The sequence below is a fragment of the Spirillospora sp. CA-142024 genome (genome assembly GCF_050942325.1).
Lineage (GTDB): Bacteria > Actinomycetota > Actinomycetes > Streptosporangiales > Streptosporangiaceae > Spirillospora.
The window spans coordinates 56,911-70,532 of the sequence record NZ_CP192077.1 but is presented as its reverse complement, the minus strand read 5'-3'; the positions used below and the strand labels follow the sequence as shown (position 1 = coordinate 70,532).

Genomic DNA, 13,622 nt, shown 5'->3' with positions numbered 1-13,622 from the left:
AGGGAAAGTGCACATATGAGTCAACCTCGGCTGCTCGGCGGCCGCTACGAGCTCGATACGGTGATCGGGCGGGGCGGCATGGCCGAGGTCTACCGTGCCCGAGATCTGCGCCTCGATCGCATCGTCGCAATCAAGACGCTGCGGTCCGACCTGGCCCGTGATCCCACGTTCCAGGCCCGGTTCCGGCGCGAGGCCCAGTCGGCCGCGTCGCTGAACCACCCCTCGGTCATCGCGGTGTACGACACCGGCGAGGACATGATCGGCGACACCCCGATCCCGTACATCGTCATGGAGTACGTGGACGGGAGCACGCTGCGCGACCTGCTGAGGGAGAACCGCGCGCTGCTTCCGGACAAGGCCCTGGAGATCACGGACGGGATCCTGCGGGCGCTGGACTACAGCCACCGCGGCGGGATCGTGCACCGCGACATCAAGCCGGCCAACGTGATGCTCACCCGGCAGCACGAGGTCAAGGTCATGGACTTCGGCATCGCCCGGGCCATGGCCGACTCGGCGGCCACCATGACGCAGACCGCCCAGGTGATCGGCACCGCCCAGTACCTGTCGCCCGAGCAGGCCCGCGGCGAACGGGTGGACGCCCGCAGCGACATCTACTCGACGGGCTGCGTCCTGTACGAGCTGCTCACCGGCAAGCCGCCGTTCACCGGCGACTCCCCGGTCGCGATCGCCTACCAGCACGTCCGGGAGGAGCCGGTACCGCCGTCGCAGGTGGACCCGCAGATCCCGCAGTGGGCCGACGCGATGGTGCTGAAGGCGATGGCGAAGGAGGCCGACCACCGCTACCAGAACGCGACGGAGTTCCGGCAGGAGATCCAGCGCGTCCTGCAGGGGCAGCCCGTGGCGTCGACGGCGGCGTCCACGATGCTGATGGGCGGGCAGCCGCAGGGCACGCAGGTGATGGGCGGGTACGGCGGCCCGGCGCACACGCAGGTGCGGCGTCCGGCCGACGACGGGTACGGCCTGCCGCCGGTCCGGTACGACGACGATGACCAGGGACGCGGAGGCGGCGGCAAGAAGGCGGCACTGTGGGTGGGCCTCGCCGTGCTGTTCATCGGCGGCGCGGCGCTCATCGGCCTCATGATGAGCGGCAAGGACAAGGACTCTCAGGTCGCGGTTCCGAAGAGCATCGTCAACGTCTCGCAGACGGACGCGACGGCGCAGCTCACCAAGCTGGGCTTCAAGGTCGGCGAGGCGAAGACGGACTACAACGACGACGTCCGCCGCGGGTACGTCATCAGCTCGGACCCGCAGCCCGGCACGAACGCGGCCAAGGGCGCCACGGTGACGCTGCTGGTCTCCAAGGGCAAGAAGCCGCCCACGGAGGTCGAGGTCCCGGACGTGACCAACCAGCCGTACGCGGCGGCCAAGAAGATCCTTGAGGAACGCGGGTTCGAGGTCGAGAAGCGGGTCGAGTCGAGCGACACCGTCCCGCGGCTCAGCGTGATCAGCACCAACCCTCCCGGCGGCTCGAAGGCGCCGAAGAACTCGACCGTCACGGTGAAGGTGTCGAACGGCCCGACGAACCTGAAGGTGCCGAACCTGTTCAACAACAGCCAGCGGGCCGCGTGCGGGAAGCTGCAGGGCCTCGGCCTGAAGTGCAACGTGCAGAAGGGCGCGCCGCCGCCGGACAAGCAGGTCGCGCCCGGCCTGGTCTATGACCAGCAGCCCGGCCCGGACGCGACGGTCGCGCCGGGTGACACGGTGACGATCTTCGTGGCGGAGCAGCCGCAGACCCAGTCGCCGCCCCCCAGCCCCGGCACCACGCCCACACCCGGCTTCCCGGGCTTCCCAGGCAACGACCAGGGCTGATCGTCCGCGCACATGGCCCCGCCTTCCGGCCGGAAGGCGGGGCCATGTGCTTTCGTCGCGATGGTGCCGACACGCCGTGTGGGTCGGGTGTGGGCAAGCGAAGAGGGCTTCCGCCACTCGGGGGCAATGGCGGAAGCCCTCGTTATGGTCTTCGTCACGTCGTCATGAGACGTTACGGATTTCAACCGAAATTTTTCCGGACGGGCTTCCTGGACCGCCGGAGCGGTCAGGTGGCCTGTGCCGGCGTGTGCGGGTCGTGGGCGGCGCCGGTGAGCCAGTTCTGGAGGAGGCGGTGCCCGGCTTCCGAGAGGACCGACTCCGGATGGAACTGGACGCCTTCGATGGGGCGGGTGCGGTGGCGCAGCCCCATGATGACGCCGTCGGGGGTGCGTGCGGTCACGTCGAGGACGTCCGGGACGGTCGCTGGGTCGACGGCGAGCGAGTGGTAGCGGGTCGCGGCGAACGGTGCCGGCAGGCCCCGGAAGACGCCCGCGCCGTCATGGTGGATCTCGCTCGTGGAGCCGTGGACGATCTCGGGCGCCCGGCCGACCGTCGCGCCGTGCACGTGGGCGATCACCTGGTGGCCGAGGCAGACGCCGAGCAGCGGGACGGCGCGGCGTTCGGCGTCCCCGACGAGGTCGAGGCACACCCCGGCGTCGGCGGGATGCCCGGGCCCGGGGCTCAGCAGGACGCCGTCGGCACCGGCGGCGTCCCGGACGGCGACGTCCGAGCGGTCCCTGACCACGCAGTCGGCGCCGAGTTCCAGCAGGTACTGGACGATGTTGAAGACGAAGCTGTCGTGGTTGTCGACGACGAGGACGCGCATGGCGGATCAGCCCGGGGTGGCCGAGCCGGACGGCGCCGGGTTCTGCACGACGCCGTGGTCGAACTGGACCTTGGGCTCGACCCACGGGAACACCACGTACCAGAGGACGGCGGCGATCACGAGGATCACGCCGAGCGCGGTGCCGGTCTTGGTCTGCCAGGTGCCGGGCAGCCGGCGCCAGATCCAGGCGTACACGGAACACCTCCTACTTTCCGGCGGCCTGCTGGGCGGACTCCGCGCGGGGCCGCGCCTCGGCCAGCTCACCGAAGACGATCATTCGTTTCGCGGCGGAGTACTTCGGGTGGCAGGTGGTGAGGGTGATGAGCCGCTCGGTCGGCCGCCGCTTCGGGTGGAACGGGACCGGATCGGTCACCTCCGTCGCCGACGGCTTCACGATCCTGCGGTCGGTGACCGTATAGACGTACTGCTCGTCGCGGGTGTCGATGAGGACCTTGTCGCCGCGGTCGAGTTCGCCGAGCCGGTTGAACGGCGCGGAGTAGGTCGTCCGGTGCCCGGAGACCACGAAGTTGCCGATCTGGCCGGGCAGCGCGGTGCCCGGGTAGTGGCCGGGGCCCTTGCGCAGGTCGGCGCGGTCGACGCCCTCGATCACGACGAAGTGGTAGTCCTTCCCGAACCGGGGGATGCGGATCATGGCGAGTCCCTTGCCGAGCTTCACCCGCTCGGTGGTGACCTTGGCGGCCCGCCAGTTCTTCAGCATCTCGTCGCCGAGGCGGTCCTGCGCGCCCTTCGTGTACTGGCCGGTGCCCCACAGCTCGTACGTCACGAACAGCATGAGGATCAGCCCGGCGGTGATGCACAGTTCACCCATGCCACGGATCACCGTCCGCACCGCGCGTCCTCCTCTGCCGACGGGGGTCTAGCCGCCCTCGGGCGGCTCCGCCGGCACCGTAGCGTGCTTCATGGTCACGTTGCCGGTGTAGGGCGGCAACGTGGCGCGTTCCACGGTCCGCACGGCGTATCCGAGCCCGTACTCGCGGACGTACTCGCGGTAGACCGCGATCTCGCGGGACGCGCCGAGCGCCGTGCGCAGCCGGTCCGGGTCGCCGGCGGCGGTGATCCGGAACGGCGGGGAGTACACGACGCCCTGCAGGATCAGCGTATTGCCCACGCACCGCACGGCGCTGGTGGAGATCACCCGCTGGTCCATGATCTGCATGGCGCGGGCGCCGCCCGCCCACAACGCGTTGACGACGGCCTGGACGTCCCCCTGGTGGACGACGAGGTCGTCCGGGCGGACGCCGCGGGGAAGGTGGTCGCCCGGCCCGGGCTGGGGCGCGTCGTCCAGCGTGACGCGCACGGCCCGTCCGGTGAAAGGGGTGAAGCCGGCCGCGGCCGCCAGCCGGTCCGCCTCCTCCTGCGCCTTTTTCACCCGGGCGTCGTGACGTCCGGCCTCCCGGGAGATACCGTCGACCTGGTGACGGAGCCGCCGGTACTCGGCGCGTTCCTGACGGCCCCGGCGCTGTTCCGCGGTGATGAGCTCGGTGATCCTGGTACGGCCCTGCTCGCGCAGGCTCGTGCCGCGGGCCGTGCTCGCGCTCGCCGCGAACAGGGTTCCCGCGAGGAGCGTGAGAACTGGGATGATGCTTCCCCACGCTGGACGCCGTACGCTGCTCATCGAGAATCTGCTCATCGGACAGTGCTCACCAGCGACTACGCTAACCGACAAACCACCCATGCGCGGACCGGCGCTCCGGCCGCCGGACGCCCGAGGAGATCGATCCCACCGTGGCCAAGTCCAAAGTGCGCAAGAAGGCCGTTTACACGCCGCCGCAGAGGTCCAAGGCACCCGAGGTCAGCCCGCGCTGGCTCGTGCCCACGATGGTCGGGCTGTGGCTCATCGGCCTGATCTGGATCGCTGTCTTCTACGTGACGGCCAGCACCGGCACGGACGTGCCGTACATGACCGACCTGCACAACTGGAACCTGGGGATCGGCTTCACCGCCATCATCCTCGGTGTGATCCTGTCGACCCGCTGGCGCTGACCGCGAGTTTTCCACAGGTTGAGGATCCTCCACCCCGCGTTTCCCCAGGTTTTCCACAGCCGGTTTCCACAGCCGCCGGGGTGCGGACGCCGCCGCACGCGGGCGGCGTCCGCGACCGCGGCTACATCGACGGGCTGAGCTCCGCCGTCCTGACCATCACCAGCGCCGCGAGCAGCGCCAGCGTGACCAGCGGTGCGCCGATGTGGAACAGGCTCCGCCGCGCGGCAGGGGCGTACGCGTAGGCCGCGGCCAGTGCCGCGCCCACCACGAGCCCGCCGACGTGCCCCTGCCAGGAGATGCCCGGCACGGAGAACGTGATCACCAGGTTGAGCACCAGCAGCACCACGATGGGGCCGACCGGCCCGCCGAGCCTGCGGCCGATCACGAAGTACGCCCCGAACAGCCCGAAGATGGCGCCGGACGCGCCGACCGCCGAGTCGCCCGGGGAGCCGACGAGGTACAGCAGCACCGAGCCGCCCAGCCCGGACAGCAGGTAGAGGGCGAGATAGCGCCAGCGTCCGAGCACCTGCTCCAGCGCGGGACCGACGGCCCACAGCGCCCACATGTTGAACAGGATGTGGGTGATGCCGAACGTCCCGCCGCGCTGGTGCAGGAACATCGTGGTGAACAGCCGGTACCACTCGCCCTCGGCGACCCCGCCGAGCTCGCCGCCGGGCAGCACGCCTCGGCCGAGCATCATGAAGTCCCAGACGACCCGCCAGGACGCCAGCTCGGCGAGATACGCCGCCACGCACGCGCCGATGAGCGTGTACGTGACGACCGGCGTCGCCGACGTGGAGCCGCGCGCGCCGAGGGCCGTCCGGGGGACCGCCCCGCGGACCCCGCGGTTGCCCTCGGCGACGCACTCCGGGCACTGGTGCCCCACCGCCGCGTCCCGCATGCACTCCGGGCAGATGGAGCGGTCGCACCGGGTGCAGCGCACATACGTCTCCCGCCCCGGATGCCGATAGCAGGTCGGCACCGAGGTCTCGGGGGCGGGACTGTGGTCTGAGCTCATCTGGCGCTCCGTGGGCCGATGCGTGGTCTCACCCGTCGCGGGGTCTCACTGTGGAAACGTCTAACGGCGTTCGATCGTCACCGACTGGAGGACGACGTCCTCCTGCGGGCGGTCCGCCCGGCCGGTCGGGACCTTGCCGATCCGGTCGACGACGTCGGTGCCCTCGATGACCTTGCCGAAGATGGTGTGCCGGCCGGTCAGGTGCTGGGTGTGGGCGACACTCAGCGTGATGAAGAACTGGGACCCGTTGGTCCCGGGCCCCGCGTTCGCCATCGCCAGCAGGTACGGGCGGTTGAACTTCAGGTCGGGGTGGAACTCGTCCTTGAACTGGTAGCCCGGGCCGCCGGTGCCGGTGCCCAGCGGGTCGCCGCCCTGGATCATGAACTGGTCGATGATGCGGTGGAAGATCGTGCCGTCGTAGAGCGGCGTGTCCGACTTCTGGCCGGTACGCGGGTCCGTCCAGGTGCGGTTGCCCTCCGCCAGCTCGACGAAGTTCGCCACCGTCTCCGGCGCCTGCTCCGGGTAGAGCTGGAACACGATCTTGCCGAGCGACGTGTTGAACGTCGCGAAGATCTCGTTGGCCACGCTGGCCGCCTCCTCATGAGATGGGTTCTGTGACGCCTGTACCGCGCGGTCCCGGCCATGCCCGAATACGCCACTCTGAGTGAACATACGACCACGCTCACGGGGTTTACCTCCCGTTCGGTGGGAAGGCTGCCTGACAGGACCTCGCAAACAGGGAGGTTAGCGTGTCCCTAATGATCAGTATCCGCCGGAAGCCGCAGGACCTGGTTCGCACGCGGTTCGGCCGCGTCCAGGAGGCGGCCCGCCAGGGCGCCGACGTGTGCCGGCAGGGCGCCTCGAACGCGGCGGGGCGGGTCGCGCCCATCGCGGGCGAGCGCATGATGATCGCCCGCGGCTGGAGCGCACCGAGGCTCCGGCGGGCGGCCCGGTACGTGGAGACCGGGATCGCCCCGCGGGTGAGCACGTTCCTGAGCGATGTCGCCGGACGGGTGGAGCCGCCGAAGTCGGCGAAGCCCGGGCGCGGCGCCCTCATGGCGATGATGGGGGCCGTCGCGGCCGTCGGCGTGGCCGGCGTGGTGGCGACCCGGCGCGGCGTCATCCGCGATCTGACCAAGGGTTCCGGTGAGCACGTGGAGGACGCCACCTCGGCCGACTCCATGACGGTCACGGGCGCCGATGTGGACGGTCAGGTCCGCTCGCCGCACTGAGCACGAACAGGGGAAGGCCCGGCGTCCGCGCCGGGCCTTCGCCGTGCCACGGCGCGGGCGGCGGACCGCGCGACGGGGGTTGCTACCACCCGGTACGGTGAACGCCATGTCGCCGAAACGCTCCATCGGGCAGGTGCTGGCGGCCCGCGCGCGGCGGCGGGCGCGTCAGGGCGTGCACACGGCCGTGCACCGCGCCTGGGCGTGGATCCAGCGGCACGGGGAGATCACTCCGCACACGCCGGGCCGCCGCAGGTTCGCCTACCTGGGCGAGGGCGCGTGCATCGGCTTCCCGGTCGGCGCGATCTACGGCGAGCCGTGGATCTCGATCGGCGACCACACCCTCGTCGGCACGCACGTCACGATCTCCGCCGGGTTCGTTCCCGGCCTGGACCTCGGGCCCGACGTCATCGTCCGGATCGGCGCGAGCTGCTCGCTCGGCCGCGGCACCCACATCGTCGGCCACCAGTCCATCGACATCGGCGACGACGTCTTCACCGGACCGAACGTCTACATCACCGACCAGAACCACACCTACGGCGACCTGCACACCCCGATCGGGCGGCAGTGGCCGGAGAACAACCCGGTCGTGATCGGCGACGGCTGCTGGATCGGCACCGGCGCGATCATCCTGCCCGGCACGCGGCTCGGCCGGAACGTGGCGGTCGCGGGCGGCGCGGTCGTCCGCGGTGAGTTCCCCGACCACTCGGTCATCGGCGGCGTCCCCGCGAAGATCCTGCGGAGCCACGACAAGGAGAACGGCTGGCAGCCGCCCCTCCGCACCAACCCCCTCATGTCCCTGGACGAACTGGCCGCCCTCTCGGTGGACGGACTGGAGGGCCTGCAGATCCTCCAGGACAAACTCCGCGCCGGCACCACCGGCGACGACGACGTCCTCAGCGAAGAGGCCGGCTAACGCGTCGACTCGCGGCGTATGGCCCTCATACGCAACCGCATGAGGAGCGACACGCCGCGAGCCGGCGAGGTGTGGATCAGTTGTAGCGGGCCGCCCGGCGGTCGTTGCCGTTGAACTGGCCACCCCTCCGGTTGCCGTGGGAGCCGCCGCCGGTGCGGGGGCCTCCGCCACGGCGGTCGCCGGACGAGTAGGAGCGGTGCTCCCCCCGGCCGCCGTCGCCCTCGCGGCGCCGGCCGCCGCCGTCCCCGCGGTCGAAGGAACGGGGGCCGCGGCCGCGCCGGCCGCCGCCCGGACGGCCGCGTCCGCCGCCCTCGCGGCGCGGGCGCTCGGGGATGATCGGACCCTCGATCGGGATGCCGGACGGCGTGCGGGCGCCGGTCAGCTTGACCAGTTCGGCGTCGCCGCTGCTCACCCGGATGCGCGGCGCGTTGATCCCGGCGCGGCGCGTCATCGCGGACGTCGAGCGGACCTGGTGCGGCAGGACGAGCGTGACGACCGTGCCGCGCTCACCGGCGCGGGCGGTGCGGCCCGCGCGGTGCATGTAGTCCTTGTGGTCGGCGGGCGGGTCGACGTGCATGACGAGGGACACGTCGTCCACGTGGATGCCGCGGGCGGCGACGTCGGTGGCGACGAGGACGCTGATGGAGCCCTCGCGGAACTCGGCGAGGGTGCGGGTGCGCAGGCCCTGGCTCTTGCCGCCGTGCAGGCCCGCCGCACGGACACCGGCCTGGACGAGCTGCTTGGCGAGCCGGTCGACGCCGTGCTTGGTGCGGGCGAACAGGATCGTCCGGCCCTCGCGGTTGGCGATCTCGGCGGTGATCGCGCTCTTCTCCTTGGGCGCGACCAGGAGGAGGTGGTGCTCCATCGTGTCGACGGACTCGTCCACCGGGCCGATCGCGTGCGTGACCGGGTCGTTCAGGTACCGCTTGACCAGGACGTCCACGTCCTTGTCGAGGGTGGCGGAGAAGAGGAGGCGCTGCCCGCCGGGCTTGGCGGCGTCCAGGATGTCGGTGACGTCGGGCAGGAAGCCCATGTCGGCCATGTGGTCGGCCTCGTCCAGCACGGCGATCTCGATGTCGGACAGGTCGCAGGCGCCCTGCCGCATCAGGTCCTTGAGCCGGCCCGGGGTGGCGACGAGGACCTCGACGCCGCGGCGCAGCGCGTCGATCTGCTTGAACATCGAGGTCTGGCCGATGACGGTCTTGAAGCGGAGCCCGAGCCCGCGGCCGAGCGGCTCCAGGTTGTTCTGGACCTGCTGGGCGAGTTCGCGGGTCGGGACGAGGATCAGCGCCAGCGGACGCTTGGGGGCGGCCTTGCGGCCGGAGAGGCGGGCGAGCAGCGGCAGGCCGAACGCGAGGGTCTTGCCGGAGCCGGTCTTTCCGCGCCCGAGAACGTCGCGCCCGGCCATGACGTCGGGGATGGCGGCGGCCTGGATCGGGAACGGGGCCTCGATGCCCTGGCGGCCCAGGGCGCTCACCAGCGCGGCCGGGAGGCCGAGCTCGGCGAAGGTGGGAACCCGCTCCTCGTCCGCGGTGGCGGGCATGGACGGGTTCTGTGCAGCGGCAGCTGTGGTCACGCATTACCTTCCGAGAGGGGGGCACGTCTCGGGAGGCACCACGGTTTGCGTGGGCTGCAAGGACGAGCCTGACGCCAAGGGCGGCGCCGAAGAGTGATTCCTAGAGTCTAACGTCGCCAAGGGACGTCCTTATGCCCCGTCTCAGAGGGAACATTCGTCATCTCGTCCTCAGCAGGCACACGAGATGCCCGTGACGGGGGCTGTGAGCGGGTCGGGCGAACGGCGCGTGACGACACCGTCACCGTTTTCCACAGGGAATCCTTCGCGCGCCCAGTACTCGAACCCGCCGATCATCTCCTTCACCGGACGGCCGAGCTTCGCGAACTCCAGTGCCGCCTTCTGCGCGCCGTTGCACCCCGGACCCCAGCAGTAGACGACGACGGTCACGTTCTGGGGGATCAACGCCTCGGCGCGCTCGGCGATTCCGGCGGTCGGCAGGTGGACCGCGCCCTGGACATGGCCCTGCGCCCAGCTCTCGGCGCTCCGGGTGTCGACGACCACAATGCCGGAGCCCCCTGCGGCCAGGTCCGCGGCGACGTCCGACACGTCGGTCTCGAAGGCCAGGCGGGCGGCGAAGTGCCGACGCGCTGCAGCGGCGTCGGCCGCGGGAACGGCGAGGACGGCCGGCAGAGCGTCCGCAGCGCCGACGGTGGTGACGGCCTTCGCGACAGAGTCGGCGGGGGCGGCGGGAACGGTGGTCATCGCGGGCTCCTCGTTGATGAGAGATCGGATCGATCCTTGTATGAGGGATCGTCGGCCGGGAGTGGCGTGAATGCCCGATACCGCTAAGATCTCGCCATGTTCGCCGCTCCCCCGTCCCGCCGGCACACGGTGTCGGTGCTCGCGTTCGACGGCATGGCGCCGTTCGAACTGGGCACGGTCGTCGAGGTGTTCGGCCTGCCGCGGCCCGAGCTGGACGTCCCCTGGTACGACCTGCGCGTGTGCTCGCCGGAACGCGGCCCGATGCGCGCCGTCGGCGGCTTCACGATGACCGCGGAGCACGGGCTGGACGCGTTCGCGTCAGCGGACACCGTGCTGGTCGTCGCCGTTCCCGACGTCCGGAGCGAGCCGCCGCCCGAGGTCGTCGCGGCGCTGCGGGAGGCGCACGGGCGCGGCGCGCGGGTCGTGTCCATCTGCTCGGGCGCGTTCGCCCTCGCCGCCGCCGGCCTGCTGGACGGACGCGCGGCCACCACGCACTGGCGGTACGCGGGCCTGCTGCGGCGCCGCTATCCGAAGGTCCGCGTGACGCCGGACGTCCTCTATGTGGACGGTGACGACGTGCTCACCGGTGCGGGCAGCGCCGCCGGGCTCGACATGTGCCTGCATCTCGTCCGCAAGGACCACGGCGCGCGGGTCGCCAACGCGGTGGCGCGCCGTCTCGTCGTCCCCCCGCACCGGGACGGCGGCCAGGCGCAGTTCGTGGAGGCCGCCGTGAGCCCGCCGGGGGAGGACGACCCGGTCGCACGCGCCATGGCCTGGGCGCTCGCCCATCTCGCCGAGCCGATCACGGTCGCGCGGATGTCCCGCGAGGCGCGCCTGGCGCCCCGCACCTTCATCCGGCGCTTCAACCGGCAGACCGGGACGAGCCCGGTCCGCTGGGTGATCCGGCAGCGGGTCCTGGCGTCCCTGCCGCTGCTGGAGGACGGCGCGGCACCGATCGAGGAGATCGGGGCGGCCGTCGGATTCGAGAGCCCCGTGACGTTCCGGCACCATTTCGCCCGGGCGATGAGGACATCGCCGTCCGCCTACAGGCGCACCTTCCGCGTCACCATCTGATCGCCCGGCCCGCGAGCGGATCAGGGGCAGATGAGGCAGTAGAGCATCTGGTCGGCGGCGCGCGCCCGGCGTGCGATCCCCACGAGCGCGTCGATGACGGGACGCAACTCGTCAGCCTCGTTCCAGGTGTCGCGCCAGCCGATGAACTCCTCGATGTTCGCCCAGACGAAGGCGACGTCGTCCAGGGTGGCCTCGGTCGCGCCCGCGAGGGTGTCCCGGACGGACACGTCCAGCTCCACGAGGAACACGTCGCCGTCTTCCGGGGTCAGCAGTTCGGGGCCGGGGATGTGGTCGACGGGGATGTCCCCCGACACCATCATCTCTTCGTAAGGGCGGCCCGACAGCAGCGTCACGAGCTTCCCCAGGATGACGACCGGGTCGATGCCCTTCAGGTCGACCGCCTCGGCGTCGGGATGCGCCTCGGCCGCCGTGAACAGGTCGTCGACGAACGCCAGGGCCGTGGACCGGTCGGGTGCCCGGAAGTAGTCGCACAGCACGCCCACGAGATCACCCCCCATGCTCCGGAGTGGACGCTGAGGACGTTAGCGGGCCGAAGGACGAGGTCGGCGGCCGGATACGGTCAGCCGTCCGAGAAGTCCCCCGAACCTTGTCCTGACCGATGCATCTACTCCCTGTCAAGCGAGTGTGGCGCCCTCGACGCCGTGGGTGCGAGCACGGCCCGGGGACATCGGAGGCGAGGTCAGCACGGACGGGCTGCGGGCGGGGCTGGGACGGGACGGCCGACCGGGCGAGATGTCTCCATGATCGTTTCGGTCCGGACCGGAACTACGCGAGAGGGCCCGGAGCCAGGCCGGTGCCGGACAAGGTTCCCGCTCCATCGTTGATCACCCAGAAGCCCTTTGTTAATCTGCCCGGCGGCCGGGTAAACGGCGCCTTTCACTGCATGTGAGAGGTCAAGTTCGCTCCGCAACGATTGTCCTGACACACAACAAATAAAGCCGTTCTTGTGATCCAGGCCGACACAATCGGCCACGCACACCTTCAGCTACACCCGACCCCAGAAGTAGTAAGGTGAACGGTACAAGTCAATGACAGTCCAACCACAGGCATCTCCTGCCGACAAAGAAGTCGGCGGCACCCTGGGAAAGCGGATTCTGGCGTTCGCCGGCAGCCCGCTGTTCCGTGGTGACGCCCAGGTACTCCACGGACCCAACCCCTACCGCCGGATGCTCGTCCCCGGCTCGCTGGCCGAGCCGGACTTCGACCGGCCGCCGGGGCCCGGCGACTGGTCCACTCACCGCTCCCTCGCCGCACACCGGTTACTCGGCACCTTCTACGAGTCCGAGACGGTGCTGCTTCCCGAACAGGGCCTCGACGGGTTGTACGAAGACTTCGACCTCTTCTACGGGCGAGAGCTGAAAGAAATCCGGGAAGGTTCCCTCTCAGAACTGGAACGTTTCGCGTTCGGCTGCCTGGACGACGCGGTCGACGTCAGCGGCGCCGCCACCCCCGACGTGCTGGACGCCTACTTCCAGCATGTGGTGGACGAGGCCGCGGCCGGGCCGTCGCCCGCGCTGGCCGCCATCGCGAACGCCCGCGACAGGGAGCGCGCCGCCGACCTGTACCTGGTGCAGCTGGCACTGGACGGGCTGACCGAGGCGTCCGCCATGTCGCGCAACCTCGCCGGCGCCTACGGCCCCGAACAGTCGGCCCTGTTCAAGATATTCATCGACGAGTTCGGCTACGGGGTCTACGAGTCCAAGCACACCACGATCTTCGCCAAAATGCTGCGCAGCCGCGCGATGGCGACCCATGTCCACGCGTACTGGAACTTGTATCTGGCCGGTCCGCTGGCGACGAACAACTACTATTACTACCTGTCCCGCGACCATGTGAAATTCTTCCGCTACGCGGGCGCCGTCACCTATGCGGAGGCGGTGTTCGCGCCCGCCTTCGTGGAAATGGTGAAGGTCTTCCGGGACATATTCGGCGATACCGTCGATCTGCATTACTGCGACGAGCACGCGCATATCGACGAGCACCACGGGCGCATCACCCGCGAGCAGGTGCTGCTGGCCCTGGCCGGGCGGCACGGGCCGCGGGTCGTCCCCGAGCTGCTGCGCGGCGTCGCCGAGGCGCGGCTGATCGGCGGCTGGTTCGAGGGGGACACGGCGGCCCAGATCCGCTGGTCGGACGGGCTCGCCCGGGCCCGGGAACTCGCCGGCGGCACGCGGACCGAGGGCGCGCCGCGGCGGATCGTCCTGACACCCGAAACCCCGTTCGGCACCCGCAACCATGACGACGCCGTGGTCCTGGAGATCGAGCGCGGCGAGGCCGACCTCGTCACCACTCCGACCGGGCCGCCCGAGCGGATGGCCCGCGGCGACGTCGTGCTGATCCCCGCCGGGCGGCTCTACGGGGTGCGGCCGGCGGCGTCCGAGACCGTCTGCCTGCTCCACACCGCGGCCCCCGGCTGACACGTCCCG

General features: G+C 70.7%; 15 protein-coding genes. 6 read left to right on the top strand and 9 right to left on the bottom strand.

Going from position 1 to position 13,622, the window contains the following annotated elements:
* The first annotated feature begins 15 nt into the window (after positions 1-15).
* A complete protein-coding gene (gene pknB / locus ACQPZP_RS00350; RefSeq protein WP_433475600.1) occupies positions 16-1,830 on the top strand; it encodes a Stk1 family PASTA domain-containing Ser/Thr kinase in 1,815 nt (604 codons plus the stop codon).
* 226 nt (positions 1,831-2,056) lie between these two features.
* Here the strand turns inward: pknB and ACQPZP_RS00345 are convergent, their stop codons facing one another.
* The 4 genes from ACQPZP_RS00345 to ACQPZP_RS00330 are packed head-to-tail and all read right to left on the bottom strand — an operon-like array spanning position 2,057 to position 4,292.
* Positions 2,057-2,656 carry an anthranilate synthase component II gene (locus tag ACQPZP_RS00345; protein ID WP_433475599.1) on the bottom strand — a complete coding sequence of 200 codons (600 nt, stop codon included), beginning with the start codon at positions 2,654-2,656 and terminating at the stop codon, positions 2,057-2,059.
* 6 nt (positions 2,657-2,662) lie between these two features.
* Positions 2,663-2,851 carry a hypothetical protein gene (locus ACQPZP_RS00340; RefSeq protein ID WP_433475598.1) on the bottom strand — a complete coding sequence of 63 codons (189 nt, stop codon included), beginning with the start codon at positions 2,849-2,851 and terminating at the stop codon, positions 2,663-2,665.
* Between the two features lie 10 nt (positions 2,852-2,861).
* Complete coding sequence (locus ACQPZP_RS00335) at positions 2,862-3,506, bottom strand: class E sortase (protein ID WP_433475597.1); 645 nt, start codon at positions 3,504-3,506, stop codon at positions 2,862-2,864.
* 27 nt (positions 3,507-3,533) lie between these two features.
* Positions 3,534-4,292: a DUF881 domain-containing protein gene (locus ACQPZP_RS00330; RefSeq protein WP_433475596.1), complete on the bottom strand. Its 759-nt coding sequence runs from the start codon at positions 4,290-4,292 to the stop codon at positions 3,534-3,536.
* A gap of 110 nt (positions 4,293-4,402) precedes the next feature.
* Here ACQPZP_RS00330 and ACQPZP_RS00325 point away from each other — a divergent pair, with 110 nt between their 5' ends.
* Positions 4,403-4,660: a cell division protein CrgA gene (locus ACQPZP_RS00325; protein WP_433475595.1), complete on the top strand. Its 258-nt coding sequence runs from the start codon at positions 4,403-4,405 to the stop codon at positions 4,658-4,660.
* 121 nt (positions 4,661-4,781) lie between these two features.
* On the opposite strand, the gene ACQPZP_RS00320 is transcribed toward ACQPZP_RS00325, so the two are convergent.
* The gene (locus ACQPZP_RS00320; protein WP_433475594.1) at positions 4,782-5,678 is read right to left on the bottom strand and encodes a rhomboid family intramembrane serine protease; all 897 of its coding nucleotides are present in this window, start codon (positions 5,676-5,678) and stop codon (positions 4,782-4,784) included.
* Positions 5,679-5,738: 60 nt separating this feature from the next.
* The gene (locus ACQPZP_RS00315) at positions 5,739-6,263 is read right to left on the bottom strand and encodes a peptidylprolyl isomerase (RefSeq protein WP_433475593.1); all 525 of its coding nucleotides are present in this window, start codon (positions 6,261-6,263) and stop codon (positions 5,739-5,741) included.
* A 173-nt stretch (positions 6,264-6,436) separates the two neighbouring features.
* Between ACQPZP_RS00315 and ACQPZP_RS00310 the strand changes: the two genes are divergently transcribed.
* Positions 6,437-6,910, top strand: a complete 474-nt coding sequence (locus tag ACQPZP_RS00310; protein WP_433475592.1) for a hypothetical protein — start codon at positions 6,437-6,439, stop codon at positions 6,908-6,910.
* Positions 6,911-7,016: 106 nt separating this feature from the next.
* Positions 7,017-7,823: an acyltransferase gene (locus tag ACQPZP_RS00305; RefSeq protein ID WP_433475591.1), complete on the top strand. Its 807-nt coding sequence runs from the start codon at positions 7,017-7,019 to the stop codon at positions 7,821-7,823.
* A gap of 76 nt (positions 7,824-7,899) precedes the next feature.
* Here ACQPZP_RS00305 and ACQPZP_RS00300 read toward each other — a convergent pair whose 3' ends face one another.
* Both ACQPZP_RS00300 and ACQPZP_RS00295 read right to left on the bottom strand, forming a co-directional pair.
* Positions 7,900-9,399 carry a DEAD/DEAH box helicase gene (locus ACQPZP_RS00300; protein ID WP_433475590.1) on the bottom strand — a complete coding sequence of 500 codons (1,500 nt, stop codon included), beginning with the start codon at positions 9,397-9,399 and terminating at the stop codon, positions 7,900-7,902.
* 168 nt (positions 9,400-9,567) lie between these two features.
* Positions 9,568-10,101: a rhodanese-like domain-containing protein gene (locus ACQPZP_RS00295; RefSeq protein WP_433475589.1), complete on the bottom strand. Its 534-nt coding sequence runs from the start codon at positions 10,099-10,101 to the stop codon at positions 9,568-9,570.
* A 96-nt stretch (positions 10,102-10,197) separates the two neighbouring features.
* Between ACQPZP_RS00295 and ACQPZP_RS00290 the strand changes: the two genes are divergently transcribed.
* A complete protein-coding gene (locus tag ACQPZP_RS00290; protein ID WP_433475588.1) occupies positions 10,198-11,175 on the top strand; it encodes a helix-turn-helix domain-containing protein in 978 nt (325 codons plus the stop codon).
* A gap of 20 nt (positions 11,176-11,195) precedes the next feature.
* Here the strand turns inward: ACQPZP_RS00290 and ACQPZP_RS00285 are convergent, their stop codons facing one another.
* Positions 11,196-11,693: a hypothetical protein gene (locus ACQPZP_RS00285; protein WP_433475587.1), complete on the bottom strand. Its 498-nt coding sequence runs from the start codon at positions 11,691-11,693 to the stop codon at positions 11,196-11,198.
* A gap of 531 nt (positions 11,694-12,224) precedes the next feature.
* On the opposite strand from ACQPZP_RS00285, the gene ACQPZP_RS00280 reads away from it, so the two are divergent.
* The gene (locus ACQPZP_RS00280; protein ID WP_433475586.1) at positions 12,225-13,613 is read left to right on the top strand and encodes an iron-containing redox enzyme family protein; all 1,389 of its coding nucleotides are present in this window, start codon (positions 12,225-12,227) and stop codon (positions 13,611-13,613) included.
* The last annotated feature ends 9 nt before the right edge of the window (positions 13,614-13,622 follow it).